Here is a 15563-nt window from a genome sequence, read left to right as displayed (position 1 = left end):
CCCACGGCCAGCACGGCGGCGGAATCGCCCAGTGCGTCGACGATCTCGGGCCACAGCACCATCGAGGCGACTTCGCCGGTGTGGCCGCCGGCCTCGTAGCCCTGCGCGATCACGATGTCGACGCCGTTCTCGACGTGCCGTCGGGCGTGTTCGACCGCACCTGCGAGAGCCGCGACGGGCACACCCTTTTCGTGGGCGAGATCGATGACGTCCTTCGGCGGTGAGCCCAGGGCATTCGCGATCANCGAGATCCGGTGGTTCAACGCCACATCGACGTGCGACCGCGCCACCGAGTGCAGCCAGCCGAGCACGCCGCTCGCGTGTGCCGCATCGTCGGAAAGCGGGGGGACGCCCAGTTCGTCGAGCGTCCGATTCACGAATGCGCGGTGTTCGTCCGGGATGAGCTTGTCGAGGTCGACCGCAGTGCCCTCGGTGGGCACCTTGGCCGGCATCACGATGTCCACACCGTACGGCTTGCCGTCGGTGTTCTCGTCCATCCAGGTCAGGGTCTCGTCCAGCTCCTCCGGATCGTTGAACCGCACGCACCCCAGCACGCCGAGTCCCCCCGCCCGGCTGATGGCCGCGGCGACATGTTCGGACGGGGTGAACCCGAAGATCGGGTAGTCGATACCGAACTTCTTGCTGAGGTCGGTCTGCATCCTCGATGCCCTTCTATCCTGTTGCAGCGGTGCCGCTGGTGTGATGGTCGTCCGCGGGCCGCGACCCGGTCTGGTCCTTGGCCCAGCGGTAGTCCGGCTTGCCGGCCGGGGACCGCTTGATCTCGTCGACGAACCACGCGCTGCGCGGCACCTTGTAACCCGCGATCCTGGTACGGGCGGTGGTGACGAGTTCGTCGAGAGTCGCCGTGTGGCCGTCGCGGAGGGCGACGACAGCGGCGACCCGCTCACCGAACCGCTCATCGGGCACACCCACCACGAGGGCATCGAATACCGCGGGGTGCTGCTTGAGCGCACCTTCCACTTCTTCGGGGTAGATCTTTTCGCCGCCACTGTTGATGGAGACCGAACCGCGTCCGAGCATCGTCACGGTGCCGTCCTCCTCTACCCGCGCGTAGTCGCCGGGGATCGAGTAGCGGACGCCGTTGTACTCGCGGAACGTCGCCTTGGTCTTGGCTTCGTCCTTGTAGTAGCCGAGCGGGATGTTGCCCTTGCGGGCGATCATGCCGACCTCGCCCGAACCCGGCGCGATGGGGTTGCCGTCGTCGTCGAGGACCGTGGTCGACTCGTCGATCTTCACCGTCGGGCCACCGCCGCGGGTCTTGCCCTTTTCGACGATGCCGAGGCCGCCGAAACCGCTCTCGGACGAACCGATCGAGTCGGTGAGTACCTTGCCGGGCAGCAGTTCGAGGAAGCGGTCCTTGAGGGCCGGCGAGAACAGCGCCGCGCTGGAAGCCATCGCGAACAGCGTCGAAAGGTCATAGGGCTTGCCGGTATTCGGGTTTCCCTCTTCGAGCGCGTCGAGCATGGGCCGTCCCATGGCGTCGCCGGTGATGAAAATGACGTTGACCTTGTGGTCGTCGATGATCCGCCATACCTCGTGGCCGGAGAACTCGGGATGCATGATGACCTTGCCGCCACTGAACAGCGACTGGAACAGTGCCCACTGGGCACCGCCGTGGATCATCGGGGGAATCGGGTAACGCACCAGTCCGGGGTTCTCGGCGCCCTGCCTCGCGAGCTCCCACTCGTCCTTGACCCATTCGCCCGTCATGAAGTTGATGCCGCCGCCGAGCACGCGCCAGACGTCTTCGTGGCGCCACATGACGCCCTTCGGGTGGCCTGTGGTGCCCCCAGTGTACAGCATGTAGATGTCGTCGGCGCTGCGCTCGTCGAAGTCGCGCTCGGCAGAGCTCTGCGCGAGCGCGGCCTCGTATTCGACTCCCCCGTACGACGAGAAGTCTGCATCGGTGCCGTCTTCCACCACCACGACGGTCTCGATCAGCGGCGTGGAGGGCAGGACCTCGGCGACCTTGTCCGCATAACGGCGCTCGTGGACGAGTGCGACTATGTCGGAGTTGTCGAACAAGTAGTGCAACTCGTTCTCGACATACCGGTAGTTGACGTTCACCATGACGGCCCGGATCTTGAACACCGCCAACATCGCCTCGACGGCCTCGATGGTGTTCCGCGAGTAGACGCCGACCTTGTCACCGGGCTTCACACCCTGTTCGAGCAGGTAATGCGCAAGTCGATTGGCTCGCTCCTCCAATCGTGCGTAGGTGACCTCACGTCCGTCCGAGGCCAGCGCGACGCGGTCGGGAACGAGGTCGATTGCGTGCTCAACGAGGTCTGCGATGTTAAGGGCCACGCCACAAAAGTAGAACGTGTTACCGTTTCTGACAAGCCTTGGATGAGATCCAGTTCACAACACCCGCGAGGAGTCTTGCCAGTGTCTGCCACCGAAGCCCCCGGCGCAGCCGATCCGGACATTTCGTCCCGTGCTCCACATTGCCTCGTCGAGCAACGCGGCCACGTTCTCATCGTCACCCTCAACAGGCCCGAGGCGCGCAACGCGTTGTCCGGCGAAATGATGGCGATCATGACCGAGGCATGGGATCGCGTCGACAACGATCCCGAGATCCGCGTCGCGATCCTCACCGGCGCCGGTGGCGCGTTCTGCGCCGGCGCCGACCTCAAGGCAATGAATGCGGCACCTCCGGGTGACAAGTTCGAACAGGGCGAGCGCAGCGACGGGAAGAGCAACCAGGGCGAGCGCAGCGACGGGAAGAATAACCAGGGCGAGCGCAGCGACGGGAAGAATAACGGCGGCGGCTGGGATCTGTCGCGGCTTCCGGCCCTTCTCAAGGGCCGGCGCCTGACCAAACCGCTCGGCGCGGCGATCGCCGGCGGCACCGAGATCCTCCAGGGCACCGACATTCGAGTGGCGGGTGAGAGCGCGAAATTCGGTGTTTCCGAGGCGAAGTGGGGGCTGTTTCCCCTCGGCGGCTCCGCGGTGCGCCTCGTCCGCCAGATCCCGTACACGATCGCCGCCGACATCCTGCTCACCGGCCGCCATATCAAGGCCGCGGAGGCCAAGGAGATCGGCCTCATCGGCTACGTCGTGCCCGACGGCACCGCCCTCGACAAGGCCCTCGACATCGCCGGGACCATTGCGAACAACGGTCCGGTCGCGGTGCAGGCGATCCTGAAGACCATCCGCGACTCCGAAGGTCTGCACGAGGAGGAGGCGTTCCGGATCGATGCCGAACTCGGCGCCGCCGTGTTCAAGAGCGCCGACGCCAAGGAAGGCCCCCGGGCCTTCGCGGAGAAGCGCCCACCGAAGTTCACCGGCGCCTGACCGCGCATTCTGCCGCAGCGCCGGGGCCGCACTCGGACACTCGGCTCTGCTAGATTGCCGACTGTGACTCACGGCACAGAGCTGCTGTGGTCGATCAGGCAAAGGAGCCCAATGTATCCCGGAGTGCACGCTCGGACCCATCCCGACAAGCTCGCCGTCGTCCTCGCCGACAGTGACCGGACCCTGACGTACCGCCAACTCGACGATCGCTCGGCCGCGCTCGCCCGTGTTCTGCACGACGCGGGCCTTCGAACCGGGGACGTCGTCGCGCTTCTCACCGACAACCAGGTCGAAGCATTCGAAGTCTTCTGGGCGGCACTGCGATCCGGCCTCTACATCACCGCGGTCAACAGCCACCTCACCCCCGATGAGGTGGCGTACATAGTCGAGGACAGCGGCGCCGAGGCTCTGATCGTCTCGGCGACCTTGGGCAGTCTCGCCGAGGATGTGGGGCACAAGGTCCGGGCCCGATCGGCCAGGCTTGCATACGGCGGGCCGGTGCCCGGATTCGAGTCGTACGAGCAGGCGCTCGCGGGCGCCGGGCCGCGGCTCGACGACGAACCGTGCGGCGCGATCATGCTGTACTCCTCGGGCACCACCGGATTCCCCAAGGGCATTCAGCCTCCGCTACCCGATCGTCGTGTCGACGAACCGGGTGAAGCTCTGGTGATGGTGGCGCAGTACATGTTCGGGATCGGCGACGCCGACGTCTACTACTCCCCCGCCCCGATCTACCATGCCGCTCCCCTGCGCTGGGGCGGCGCAATCCATGCCCTCGGCGGAACGGTGGTCCTGGCCGAGAAGTTCGATCCCGAAACCGCGCTGCGCCACATCGAGCAGTACTCGATCACCGCCGGGCAGATGGTCCCGACGATGTTCGTGCGGATGCTCAAGCTCGATACCGACATTCGAACCCGGTACGACCTGTCCAGCCTGCGAGTACTCATCCACGCCGCAGCACCGTGCCCACCCGACGTCAAGCGCGCGATGATCGGCTGGCTCGGCCCGGTGATCTACGAGTACTACAGCTCCACCGAGGCCAACGGCATCACGTTCATCAACAGTCAGGAGTGGCTCGACCATCCCGGCTCGGTGGGCAAGAGCGTCATCGGTCCCGCACACATCTGCGACGACAAGGGCACGGTACTGGCCGCCGGAGAAGTGGGCACCATCTACTTCGAATCGGATCATCTTCCGTTCACCTATCACAACGACCCCGAGAAGACCTCGACCGCACAGCATCCCGAGCATCCCACCTGGACGACGGTCGGCGACCTCGGTTACCTCGACGACGACGGCTACCTGTACCTGACCGACCGCAAGTCCTTCACGATCATCTCCGGTGGGGTCAACATCTACCCACAGGAGGTCGAGAACGTGCTCGCGCTGCACCCCGCCGTCGACGACGTCGCCGTCATCGGTGTTCCGGACACCGAAATGGGCGAGCAGGTCAAGGCAGTGGTGCAATTGTCGCCCGGAACCACGCAATCTCCGGAGCTCGCACAGGAACTGATCTCCTATGTTCGCGAGCGCGTCGCACACTTCAAGGTCCCGAAGTCGGTGGACTTCGTCGCGGAACTGCCCCGCACCCCCACCGGCAAACTGGTGAAGGGGAAGCTGAAGGCCGCCTATACGTCCTGAGAGCGCAGGGGCCTACGCGACGCCGGCGCGACTAGTGCAACACCGCGGCAGCAAGTTGCTTGACGTGTTCGGCGTCGCGGCAGCTGACGAGGAGCATCGTCACGCCGGCGTCCTCCCAGCGCCGCACTCCCTCGCGCACCTCACCGAGGTCGCCGACAATCATCGTCTCGGTGATCATCTCGTCCGGGATCGCCTCGGCGGCTTCGTCCTTGCGGCCGGAGCGGAACAACTCGGTCACCTCGTCGACCACGTCGCCGTATCCCATGCGCCGGTAGACCTGCGCATGGAAGTTCAGCTCCGGTGTGCCCATTCCACCGACGTACAGGGCGGTGACCGGTTTCATCCCGGCGATGGTGGCGGCCCGGTCGTCGGTGACGACCACCTGGCAGGTCGCGGCGATATCGAAATCGTCGCGGGTACGGCGGGCACCGGGCCGCGCGAAGCCCTCGTCGAGCCACTCGTTGTACATGGGCGCGAGCCGCGGCGAGTAGTAGATCGCGAGCCAGCCGTCGGCGATCTCGGCGGTGAGCGCGATGTTCTTCGGCCCTTCGGCTCCGAGCCAGATCGGGATGTCCGCGCGGAGGGGGTGCGTGATGGGTTTGAGGGGCTTGCCGAGCCCGGTGGCGCCGGGACCCGTGTAAGGCAGTGGGAAGTGCGGGCCGGGATTCGTCACGGGCGTGTCGCGGGCCAGCACGTCCCGGATGACCGACACGTATTCGCGGGTGCGCGCGAGCGGTTTCGAAAAGGGCTGTCCGTACCAGCCCTCGACCACCTGCGGCCCGGACACGCCCAGGCCGAGAATGTGACGGCCACCGGAGAGATGGTCGAGCGTCAGCGCGTGCATGGCACAACTGGTCGGGGTGCGGGCGGAGATCTGCACGACGGAGGTGCCGAGTCGTACCTGTTCGGTGGACGAACCCCACCATGCGAGCGGGGTGAACGCGTCCGAGCCCCACGACTCGGCCGCGAAGACGGCGTCGAACCCTTCCTTCTCGGCGGCGGTCACGAGTTCGTGAGCATTCGCCGGCGGCTGCGCACCCCAGTATCCGAGTTGCAGTCCCAGTTTCATTGCACGCCTTTCGGGTCGGGTGAATCGCCGCGCGATGCTGTTCACACGCTACGCTTGCCAGCAACATTAGAACCTGTTCTACTCGAAAGCGTGAGCCTGGGAAAGAGCACGGTTGCAGAAGCACCGCTGAGTGCCCCGTTGAACCTGACGTTCGACTACACCCGATCCACCGGACCGACCGTCGGCGCCTTCGTCACCGGACTGCGCGACGGTCGCATCGTCGGCGTCCGCGCGTCCGACGGCCGCGTCCTCGTCCCTCCCCCGGAGTACGACGCGATCACCCACGAACCGCTCACCGACTTCGTCGAGGTGGGACAGACCGGCACCGTCGTGAGCTGGACCTGGAATCCCGAACCGCTGCCCGGTCAGCCGTTCGCCCGCCCCTTCGCGTGGGCACTGATCCGGCTCGACGGCGCCGATTCGTCTCTCTTGCACGCCGTGGACGTCTCGTCGTCCGACGACATCCGGACCGGCATGCGGGTCCGGGTGCGGTGGGCCGCGGAGCGAACGGGCGGGATACACGACATCGCCGCGTTCGAACCGGGCGAGGCCGGTACACCGGCCGCCGCCGAGCCCGGCGAGCCCGTCACGATGATCACGACCCCGGTCGACCTGCACTACACGCACAGCGCCTCCCCCGAGGAATCCTGGTACCTGCGCGGACTGAAAGAAGGCAAGATCGTCGGCGGCCGTACCGGTCCCGGCGGCAAGGTCTATGTCCCGCCGCGCGGCGCGAGCCCCACCGACGGGCTGCCCACGAAGGAACACGTCGAATTGCCCGACAAGGGCATCGTCACAACCTTCTGCATCGTCAACGTGCCGTTTCTCGGCCAGCAGATCAGGCCGCCGTACGTCGCGGCGTATGTGCTGCTCGACGGCGCCGACATTCCGTTCCTGCACCTGATCCTCGAGTGCGATGCGTCGGAAGTGCGCATGGGCATGCGTGTCGAAGCCAAATGGCGGCCGCGCGAGGAGTGGGACTACACGCTGCGCAACATCGAGTACTTCCGTCCCACCGGCGAACCGGACGCCGACTTCGACACCTTCAAACATCACCTCTAGGAGCTGCGGAACAATGACAGACATTGCAGTCGTCGGCTTCGCGCACGCTCCGCATGTGCGTGAAACCCACGGCACCACCAACGGGGTCGAAATGCTCGTTCCCTGCTTCCAGGAGCTGTACGGCAAGCTGGGGATCACCAAGTCCGACATCGGTTTCTGGTGCTCGGGTTCGTCCGACTACCTGGCCGGCCGGGCCTTCTCGTTCATCTCCGCGATCGACGCGATCGGTGCGGTACCGCCGATCAACGAATCCCACGTCGAAATGGATGCGGCCTGGGCACTGTACGAGGCGTGGGTCAAGCTCATCACCGGTGAAGTCGACACCGCGCTCGTGTACGGGTTCGGCAAGTCCTCCGCGGGCACCCTGCGCCGCACCCTGTCGCTTCAGCTCGATCCCTACCTCGTCGCTCCGCTCGGTGTCGACGCGGTGTCGCTCGCGGGCATGCAGGCCCGCGTCGGTCTCGATGCCGGCAAGTGGACGGACCGCGACATGGCCGAGGTCGCGGCACGCAGCCGCGCCGCAGCCGAGAACAACCCGAGATCACCGCTGTCGGGCGGGGTCGATGTCGATGTGGACGAGCTGCTTTCACGTCCCTATATCGCCGATCCGCTGCGCGCCCACGACTGCGCGCCGGTGACCGACGGCGCCGCCGCCATCGTCCTCGCATCCGGCGATCGCGCACGGGAGCTGTGCGAGAACCCCGCATGGATCACCGGCATCGAGCATCGCATCGATTCCCCCAACTTCGGGGCGGCCGACCTGACCGCGGCGCCGTCCGCGCGGGCGGCGGCCCTGGCCGCCACCGGCGGCGATACCGCGTTCGACGTCGCCGAACTCCACGCACCGTTCACCCATCAGGAACTGATCCTCCGCGAGGAGATCGGCCTCGACGGTGGCACCGTCGTCAATCCGTCGGGTGGGCCGCTGGCCGGCAACCCGATGTTCTCCGCCGGTCTCGAACGCATCGGGTATGCGGCGCAGGCCATCTTCGACGGCAACGCGGGCCGCGCCCTCGCTCATGCGACGAGCGGACATGTGCTTCAACAGAATCTGGTAGCTGTTCTGGAGGGACGTAACTGATGGCGAAGCAACCGGCAGCTGTCCTGGGTACCGGGCAGACCCACTATGTCGCCAAACGGCACGACGTGTCGATGTCGGGGCTGGTGCGCGAAGCCGTCGACCGCGCCATGCTCGACGCGCAGGTGGGCTGGGACGACATCGACGCCGTCGTCATCGGAAAAGCTCCCGACCTGTTCGAGGGCGTGATGATGCCCGAGTTGTCGATGGCAGATGCAATCGGCGCGACCGGCAAACCGATGTTGCGGGTCCACACCGCGGGCTCGGTCGGGGGCTCCACGGCGAACGTCGCGGCGAGCCTCGTGCAGGCCGGCGTGCACAGGCGCGTGCTGGCGGTGGCCTGGGAAAAGCAGTCCGAGTCCAACGCGATGTGGGCCCTGTCCACACCCGTACCGTTCACGATGCCGGTGGGTGCGGGTGCCGGCGGCTATTTCGCACCACACGTCCGCTCCTACATCCGACGCTCCGGGGCACCCGAGCACATCGGTGCGATGGTCGCGGTCAAGGACCGCCTCAACGGCGCCAAGAACCCGTACGCACATCTCAAGCAGCCGGACATCACCCTCGAGAAAGTGCAGTCGTCGCAGATGCTGTGGGATCCGATCCGCTACGACGAGACATGTCCTTCGTCGGACGGCGCGTGCGCGGTGGTGCTCGGTGACGCCGACAGCGCCGCTTCGGCCGAGGCCGCGGGACGCACGGTCGCGTGGATCCATGCCACCGCGATGCGCACGGAACCGACCACCTACGCCGGGCGGGACCAGGTCAACCCGGAGGCCGGGCGGATGGCCGCGGCCGCGCTGTGGAAACAGGCGGGGATCACCGATCCGCTCACCGAAATCGACTGTGCCGAAATCTACGTCCCGTTCTCGTGGTTCGAGCCGATGTGGCTCGAGAACCTCGGGTTCGTGCCGGAAGGATCGGGCTGGAAGCTGACCGAAGCGGGTGAAACCGCGATCGGCGGCCAGTTGCCGGTCAACATGTCGGGCGGCGTCCTGTCGTCCAACCCGATCGGCGCGTCCGGCATGATCAGGTTCGCGGAAGCCGCGATCCAGGTGATGGGCAAGGCCGGTGAGCACCAGGTCGACGGCGCCCGTAAGGCTCTCGGTCACGCGTACGGTGGCGGCTCCCAGTACTTCTCGATGTGGGTTGTCTCCTCCGATCGTCCTTCGAACTAGGAGTGCGACATGGTGGATTTCACCGTCGGTGTCGCGATGACACCGCTCGACCAATTGCCCGGCATCGCTCGCACCGCCGAAGAATGCGGCTACTCGTCGATCGCACTTCCCGACTCGCTGTTCTTCATGGAACAACAGACCGTCGACTATCCGTACACCCCCGACGGGTCGCGGATGTGGACGGCGGACACGCCCTGGGTCGATCCGCTCATCGCAGCCGCCGCGCTGGGCGCGGCCACGTCGACCATCCGGTTCTACACGCAGGTACTGAAGCTGGGATCACGCAATCCGGTGCTGCTGGCCCGCCAGGTCGGATCGGTGGCCAACCTGACCGGCAACCGGTTCGGCCTCGGTGTGGGCATCGGCTGGGCCCCCGAAGAATTCGAGTGGTGCGGTGTTCCGTACGCCCGACGCGGCAAACGGGTCGACGAAATGATCGACGTACTGAAGCTCGTTCTCGGCGGCGGCATGGTCGAGCATCACGGTGAGTTCTTCGATTTCGATCGGATGCAGATGAGCCCGGCACCGAGCGAGCCGGTCCCCTTCTACGTCGGTGGCCACACCGACATCGCGTTGCGCCGGGCCGCGCGGGTCGGCGACGGCTGGACGTCCGCCATGATCAAGTTCGACGACTTGGTCGGGGTGATCGACAGGTTGCGGATTCTGCGCGACGAATACGGTCGCGGTGAGACACCGTTCGAGATCCAGGCCGTCTGTGTCGACCGCTTCGGCAGGTCCGGCTACGCCGAGCTCGCCGACGCCGGCGTCACCGACATCATCACGGTGCCGTGGATCTTCGACGGCCACGGCTTCGACTCGCCACTCGAAGCCAAACAGGAATCGTTGCACCGTTTCGCGGACAAGTACATTCACGGAAAGGACCCGGTGTGAGCGAAGAGCATCCCGCACGGATCGCAGCGCGCGCCTCGCAGGCGGCGGCGAGCGCCAAACGCAAGGACGACTGGCTGGCGCTCTTCGCCGAGAACGGGTGCGTCGAAGACCCGGTGGGCCCGTCGGGCTTCGATCCGGAAGGCAAAGGGCACCACGGTCGCGAGGCCATCGCGGCCTTCTACGACATGACCATCGCCAACACCGACAAACTCGAGTTCCTCGTCGACGACGTGCTGGTGTGCGGCGACGAGTGCGTCAACATCGGCACCATCCGCACCACGATGGCCGGAAACGTGATCGACGCCGAAGGAGTCTTCGTCTACCGCGTCGACGACGAAGGCAGGATCGCGTCGCTGCGGGCGTTCTGGGAGATGGACCGGGCCATGAAGACGGTGCGGCCGGCCTCGTAGCGACCGGCCTCGTAGAGTCGGGGAATGAGTACCGTCGGAATCGTTCTCGCCGCAGGGGACGGCTCACGGCTGGGTGGGCGCGCGAAAGCGCTGCTCCCCCACCGGGGCCGTCCCCTGCTGCACACCGTGATCTCCGCCCTCGTCGAGGGTGGTTGCGACGAGATCGTCGTGGTACTCGGCGCCTACGCCGACGATGTCACCGCAGCGTGCCCGCCCGGGATCACCCCGGTGGTCAATCCGGATTGGCGGCAAGGGATGTCGACCTCCCTCCGATGTGGTGTCGACGCCGCCGCGGACCACGACACCGTGGCCTTGACCGTCGTCGACTTCCCCGGCATCACCGCAGAACTCGTGTCCACCGTGCTCCGTGCACACGAGCGTGGGACCGTGACGCTGCCGGTGTTCGACGGCAGGCCGGGTCATCCGGTGGTGTTCGATCACGCCGATGCGGTCAGCGCGGCGCGAGAGGCCGTCGGCGACGAGGGCGCCCGGTCGTTCCTCACCCGGAACAAGCAGCGGGTCCGTAGGCTCGAGTGCACGTCGCTCGCCGATGCCGGCGACATCGACACCGTCGACGACCTGTGGCGACTGGGACGACCCGACAGAGACGACTGAGGCGGATCCGGCCACAACCGCAAAGCATCGTAGGTACGCTGCCGGAATGGCGCCGATTCGGGTGAATGTCGACAATTTCGCACGTGCGGAAACAGATCGGATGTTTGCCGATCTCCAGCGCGACGCCGGGGGCGTCAATCTGCTCCTGCACAATCGTGAGCCCGCGTCGGTCGAGCACCAGACAGTGATCCGGCTGAACCGCGATACCCTGTACAGTTTCGCGATCATCGACGTGTCCGGCGGTGCGGTCCTCACCGTTCCCGAGTCCGGGAACCGCTACGTCTCGGCGATGGTGGTCGACCAGGATCACTATGTCGAACGGATCTTCCACGATCCGGGAGAGTACCGATTGACCCGGGACGAGTTCCGGACGCCATACCTCGCGGTGGCAGTGCGAATCCTGGTCGATCCCACCGATGCCGATGATGTGCGGGAGGTCGTCGCGCTTCAGGACCGCTTCGGTCTCACAGCGGAATCGTCGACTCCTTTCGTCTCACCCGACTACGACCGGAAGAGCATGGACGAGACCCGCGATGCGCTCCTCGCGCTGGCGCGGGGCCTGACCGGTTTCGAGCGGATGTTCGGCGCGAGAGATCACGTCGATCCGGTCCGCCACCTGATCGGCACCGCGGCAGGCTGGGGTGGTCTACCGACCGAGGAGGCCGTGTATGTGGGGGTCGAACCCGGCCTTCCGGTCGGCGAATACGAGCTGACGGTGCGTGATGTGCCCGTCGACGGTTTCTGGTCGATCTCGGTATACAACGCGGCAGGGTTCTTCGAACCGAACGAGAACAACGCATACACCGTCAACAACATCACCGGCGTGCCGAACGCGGACGGCTCGATCACCGTCCGTTTCGGTGGCTGCGCAGATCCGTCGCGCGACAACTGCATTCCGGTGATCGAGGGCTGGAACTACCTCGTGCGCCTGTACCGTCCCCGTGCGGAGATTCTGGACGGGCGCTGGACGTTCCCCGCGATCACCGCATCGACGTGATCGCGGGGCTCTCGTCCGTGTCCGGAGACGACCGTGGTCAGTGCTGAACCGGGCAACCACCCGACGTCTTGTAGTCCACCTCGAATTCCTTGATCCCGTTGAGCCAGCCCGATCGCAACCGCTGCGGGTCACCGATCTTCGTGATGTCGGGAATATGGTCGGCGATCGCGTTGAAGATCAGATCGATCTCCATGCGGGCGAGGTTCGCGCCGAGGCAGTAGTGCGCGCCCGTTCCGCCGAACGCGAGATGCGGATTCGGGTCACGGAGAATATTGAACTCGCGCGGCTTCTCGAAGACCTCTTCGTCGTTGTTCGCCGACGCGTACAGCATCACGACGCGGTCGCCCTTCCGGATCTTCTGACCGTTCAGCTCGGTATCTTCGATCGCCGTGCGCTGGAACGAGGTAACCGGCGTGGCCCAGCGGATGATCTCGTCTGCCGCGGTCTTCGGCCGGTCGCGCTTGAAGATCTCCCACTGCTCGGGATTGTCGAGGAACGCCGCCATGCCGTGCGTGATCGCGTTGCGTGTGGTCTCGTTTCCGGCGACAGCGAGCACGATGAAGAAGAATCCGAACTCCTCGGGGGCGAGTTCGTCTCCGTCGATGTCGGCCTCGATCAATGTGGTGACGATGTCGTCCGCAGGGTTTTCCTTACGCGCAGCAGCCATCTGATATGCGTAGCCGAGCACCTCCATCGACGCGGCTGCGGGATCGGCGGTGTTGTCGGGGTCGTCGTAGCCGGTCATCTGGTTGGACCACTCGAAGATCTTCGCGCGATCCTCCTGCGGCACACCGATGAGATCGGCGATGGCCTGCAGCGGCAGCTCCGCGGCAATCTGCGTGACGAAGTCGCCCTGCCCCGCCCGGCACGCCTCGGCGACGATCTTCCTGGCACGCGAATCGAGTTCTTCCCGCAGACCATTGATGGCGCGGGGAGTGAAACCGCGTGCCACCAGCTTGCGGAGCTTGGTGTGCTCGGGCGCGTCCTTGTTGAGCAGGACGTGTCGCTGCAGTTCGATCGCCTCGCGCGGAATGTCGTCGTTGAAACGTGGGATCGCGGTGTTCTCCCAGTTGGAGAACACGTCGCTCCGGCGGGAGATCTCTCGAACCTCCTCGTGCCGGGAGACGACCCAGAATCCGTCGTCGTGGAATCCACCGACGTCCGGGGACTTCTTGTTCCACCACACCGGCGCGGTCTTCCGCAGCTCGGCGAACTCCTGGAACGGCATCCGATCGGCGTACAGATCGGGATCGGTGAAGTCGATGTCTTCGGGGATATTCGGCTGCGCCACTGATATCTCTCCTGCCCCTGGCGGGTACCGCTACGGCAATGTGTAACACGTTCTACTTATATTCAAACACAGGCCCGGCACCAGGCCAAGCAATCTGCATGTCCGGCTCATCGGGAGTGGTGTTGCGACCTGTGGAAACCTGTTCTATTTTGCGAGGACACCCGGAGAAAGGAGCCCATTGTGGGCACACCCGTCATCGTCGAGGCTGCACGCACCCCCATCGGAAAGCGCGGAGGCTGGCTCGCGGGTCTGCACGCTGCGGAGATCCTCGGCGCCGCCCAGAGCGGCCTGATCGACCGGGCCGGTATCGACCCCGCCCTCATCGAACAGGTTATCGGCGGCTGCGTCACCCAGGCCGGCGCGCAGTCCAACAACGTCACCCGCACCGCATGGCTGCACGCCGGACTGCCGTGGCAGGTCGGCGCCACCACCGTCGACTGCCAGTGCGGCTCCGCGCAACAGGCCAACCACCTGATCGCCGGTCTCATCGCCACCGGAGCGATCGACGCGGGCATCGCCTGCGGCGTCGAGGCCATGACGCAGGTGCCGCTCGGTGCGAACGTCGGCGACCAGGCCGGACCTCGCCGTCCGGAGTCGTGGAACATCGACCTTCCCAATCAGTTCGAGGCCGCCGAGCGTATCGCTCGCCGCCGCGGCATCACGCGCGACGATGTCGACGCGCTCGGCGTCCGGTCGCAGGCACTGGCGAAGCAGGCATGGGACGAGGCTCGTTACGCGCGCGAAGTGCTGCATGTCGTGGCTCCGGTGGTCGACAAGGCCGGCAATCCCACCGGCGAGAAGCAGACGGTCACCCGCGACCAGGGTCTGCGCGACACGTCGCCCGAGTCGCTGGCGAAGCTGAAGCCGGTATTCGAGGGCGGTATCCACACCGCCGGCACGTCCTCACAGATTTCCGACGGCGCGGCGGCGGTGCTGATCATGGACGAGGCGAAGGCGAAGGCACTCGGGCTGAAGCCGCGCGCCCGCATCGTTTCCCAGGCCCTCGTCGGGGCCGAACCGGAATTCCATCTCGACGGTCCGGTGCAGGCCACCTCCAAGGTGCTCGAGAAGTCCGGCATGAGCATCGGCGATCTCGATCTGTTCGAGGTCAACGAAGCGTTCGCGTCGGTGCTGCTGTCGTGGGCACAGGTGCACGGCCCCGACATGGACAAGGTCAACGTCAACGGTGGCGCCATCGCGCTGGGGCATCCCGTCGGCTCCACCGGTTCGCGGTTGATCACCACGGCGCTGCACGAACTCGAACGACGCGACGCGTCGACCGCGCTGATCACGATGTGCGCCGGCGGTGCCCTCGCTACGGGCACCATCATCGAGCGAATCTGACGTGGGGTCCGCGGCTGCCCCGAAGGGGCTCGACTCGAAGGCCACGTCGTCGATCATCAAGTGGGGATCACGCGCGAACGTCGCTCTGTATCGTGCGACCGGCGGCCGGTTGGGTGGCAAGTGGCGCGTGGGGAGCGCATTCCCGTGGGGAATTCCCGTGTGCCTGGTGACCACCGTCGGCCGGAAGACCGGGCAGCCGCGGACCGCTCCCCTGCTGTTCCTCGAGGACGGCGACAAGGTCGTCCTCGTCGCGTCACAGGGTGGTCTGCCCAAGCATCCGCTGTGGTTCCGCAATATCGAGGCGAATCCGGAAGTTACGGTGCAGATCCGGTCGCGGGTGCGCACGATGCGCGCACGCGTGGCGACGGAGCAGGAGCGCGCGGCCTACTGGCCGAAGCTGGTGGCGATGTATCCCGACTTCGACAACTACCAATCCTGGACCGACCGCGTCATCCCTGTCGTCGTGTGTGAGTGATGCAGTGTGCGAGTGATGCCGCGTGTGAGTGATGCCGCAGGTCCCTCGGGCCGCGAACCGGTAATACTGGGGTGAGATTTACCGGACTCGGTTTTTCACTGCTCTCGAGAAGGGATGTCACACGATGGCAACCACGAATCACGACCAGGTCCTCGATCGCCGCGAGATCGCCGCGGCACTGTTGCGGGCGCTGG

The 15563-nt window shown here is 65.9% G+C and carries 15 protein-coding genes; 11 read left to right on the top strand and 4 right to left on the bottom strand.

All coding sequences use genetic code 11. The annotated features are described in order from the left end of the window. Both Q8814_RS09380 and Q8814_RS09375 read right to left on the bottom strand, forming a co-directional pair. The coding region (locus Q8814_RS09380) for a nitronate monooxygenase (RefSeq protein ID WP_330151736.1) at positions 1–659 on the bottom strand (659 nt) is incomplete at its 3' end. Positions 660–672: 13 nt separating this feature from the next. Next, a complete protein-coding gene (locus tag Q8814_RS09375; RefSeq protein ID WP_330151735.1) occupies positions 673–2328 on the bottom strand; it encodes an acyl-CoA synthetase in 1656 nt (551 codons plus the stop codon). Between the two features lie 81 nt (positions 2329–2409). On the opposite strand from Q8814_RS09375, the gene Q8814_RS09370 reads away from it, so the two are divergent. Continuing rightward, on the top strand, positions 2410–3318 hold the full coding sequence (locus Q8814_RS09370) for a crotonase/enoyl-CoA hydratase family protein (RefSeq protein ID WP_330151734.1): 909 nt from the start codon (positions 2410–2412) through the stop codon (positions 3316–3318). 111 nt (positions 3319–3429) lie between these two features. Continuing rightward, positions 3430–4959 carry an AMP-binding protein gene (locus Q8814_RS09365; RefSeq protein ID WP_330151733.1) on the top strand — a complete coding sequence of 510 codons (1530 nt, stop codon included), beginning with the start codon at positions 3430–3432 and terminating at the stop codon, positions 4957–4959. 31 nt (positions 4960–4990) lie between these two features. Here the strand turns inward: Q8814_RS09365 and Q8814_RS09360 are convergent, their stop codons facing one another. After that, the gene (locus Q8814_RS09360; RefSeq protein WP_330151732.1) at positions 4991–6028 is read right to left on the bottom strand and encodes an LLM class F420-dependent oxidoreductase; all 1038 of its coding nucleotides are present in this window, start codon (positions 6026–6028) and stop codon (positions 4991–4993) included. 90 nt (positions 6029–6118) lie between these two features. Between Q8814_RS09360 and Q8814_RS09355 the strand changes: the two genes are divergently transcribed. From Q8814_RS09355 to Q8814_RS09325, 7 genes are all read left to right on the top strand, one after another. Next, the gene (locus Q8814_RS09355; RefSeq protein WP_330151731.1) at positions 6119–7090 is read left to right on the top strand and encodes a Zn-ribbon domain-containing OB-fold protein; all 972 of its coding nucleotides are present in this window, start codon (positions 6119–6121) and stop codon (positions 7088–7090) included. A 13-nt stretch (positions 7091–7103) separates the two neighbouring features. After that, positions 7104–8171 carry a thiolase domain-containing protein gene (locus tag Q8814_RS09350; protein WP_330151730.1) on the top strand — a complete coding sequence of 356 codons (1068 nt, stop codon included), beginning with the start codon at positions 7104–7106 and terminating at the stop codon, positions 8169–8171. Next, positions 8171–9346: a thiolase domain-containing protein gene (locus Q8814_RS09345; RefSeq protein WP_330151729.1), complete on the top strand. Its 1176-nt coding sequence runs from the start codon at positions 8171–8173 to the stop codon at positions 9344–9346. Before Q8814_RS09350 ends, Q8814_RS09345 begins: the two co-directional genes overlap by 1 nt. A 12-nt stretch (positions 9347–9358) precedes the next feature. After that, a complete protein-coding gene (locus Q8814_RS09340) occupies positions 9359–10237 on the top strand; it encodes a TIGR03619 family F420-dependent LLM class oxidoreductase (protein WP_330151738.1) in 879 nt (292 codons plus the stop codon). Then, positions 10234–10647, top strand: coding sequence for a nuclear transport factor 2 family protein (locus Q8814_RS09335; protein ID WP_330151728.1), 414 nt, complete (start codon positions 10234–10236; stop codon positions 10645–10647). The genes Q8814_RS09340 and Q8814_RS09335 overlap by 4 nt, the downstream gene beginning before the upstream one ends. 24 nt (positions 10648–10671) lie before the next feature. Next, positions 10672–11262, top strand: a complete 591-nt coding sequence (locus Q8814_RS09330; protein WP_330151727.1) for a nucleotidyltransferase family protein — start codon at positions 10672–10674, stop codon at positions 11260–11262. A 100-nt stretch (positions 11263–11362) separates the two neighbouring features. Further along, complete coding sequence (locus Q8814_RS09325) at positions 11363–12259, top strand: DUF1214 domain-containing protein (RefSeq protein WP_330151726.1); 897 nt, start codon at positions 11363–11365, stop codon at positions 12257–12259. A 37-nt stretch (positions 12260–12296) separates the two neighbouring features. Here the strand turns inward: Q8814_RS09325 and Q8814_RS09320 are convergent, their stop codons facing one another. Continuing rightward, on the bottom strand, positions 12297–13550 hold the full coding sequence (locus Q8814_RS09320) for a cytochrome P450 (RefSeq protein ID WP_330151725.1): 1254 nt from the start codon (positions 13548–13550) through the stop codon (positions 12297–12299). A 180-nt stretch (positions 13551–13730) separates the two neighbouring features. On the opposite strand from Q8814_RS09320, the gene Q8814_RS09315 reads away from it, so the two are divergent. Both Q8814_RS09315 and Q8814_RS09310 read left to right on the top strand, forming a co-directional pair. After that, on the top strand, positions 13731–14894 hold the full coding sequence (locus Q8814_RS09315) for a steroid 3-ketoacyl-CoA thiolase (protein ID WP_330151724.1): 1164 nt from the start codon (positions 13731–13733) through the stop codon (positions 14892–14894). A 1-nt stretch (position 14895) separates the two neighbouring features. Next, on the top strand, positions 14896–15369 hold the full coding sequence (locus Q8814_RS09310; RefSeq protein ID WP_330151723.1) for a nitroreductase family deazaflavin-dependent oxidoreductase: 474 nt from the start codon (positions 14896–14898) through the stop codon (positions 15367–15369). The last annotated feature ends 194 nt before the right edge of the window (positions 15370–15563 follow it).

It is taken from the genome of Rhodococcus chondri (genome assembly GCF_036327435.1).
GTDB lineage: Bacteria > Actinomycetota > Actinomycetes > Mycobacteriales > Mycobacteriaceae > Rhodococcus > Rhodococcus chondri.
The sequence above is the reverse complement of the archived record's forward strand: the minus strand, read 5'-3'. Positions and strand labels throughout refer to the sequence as shown.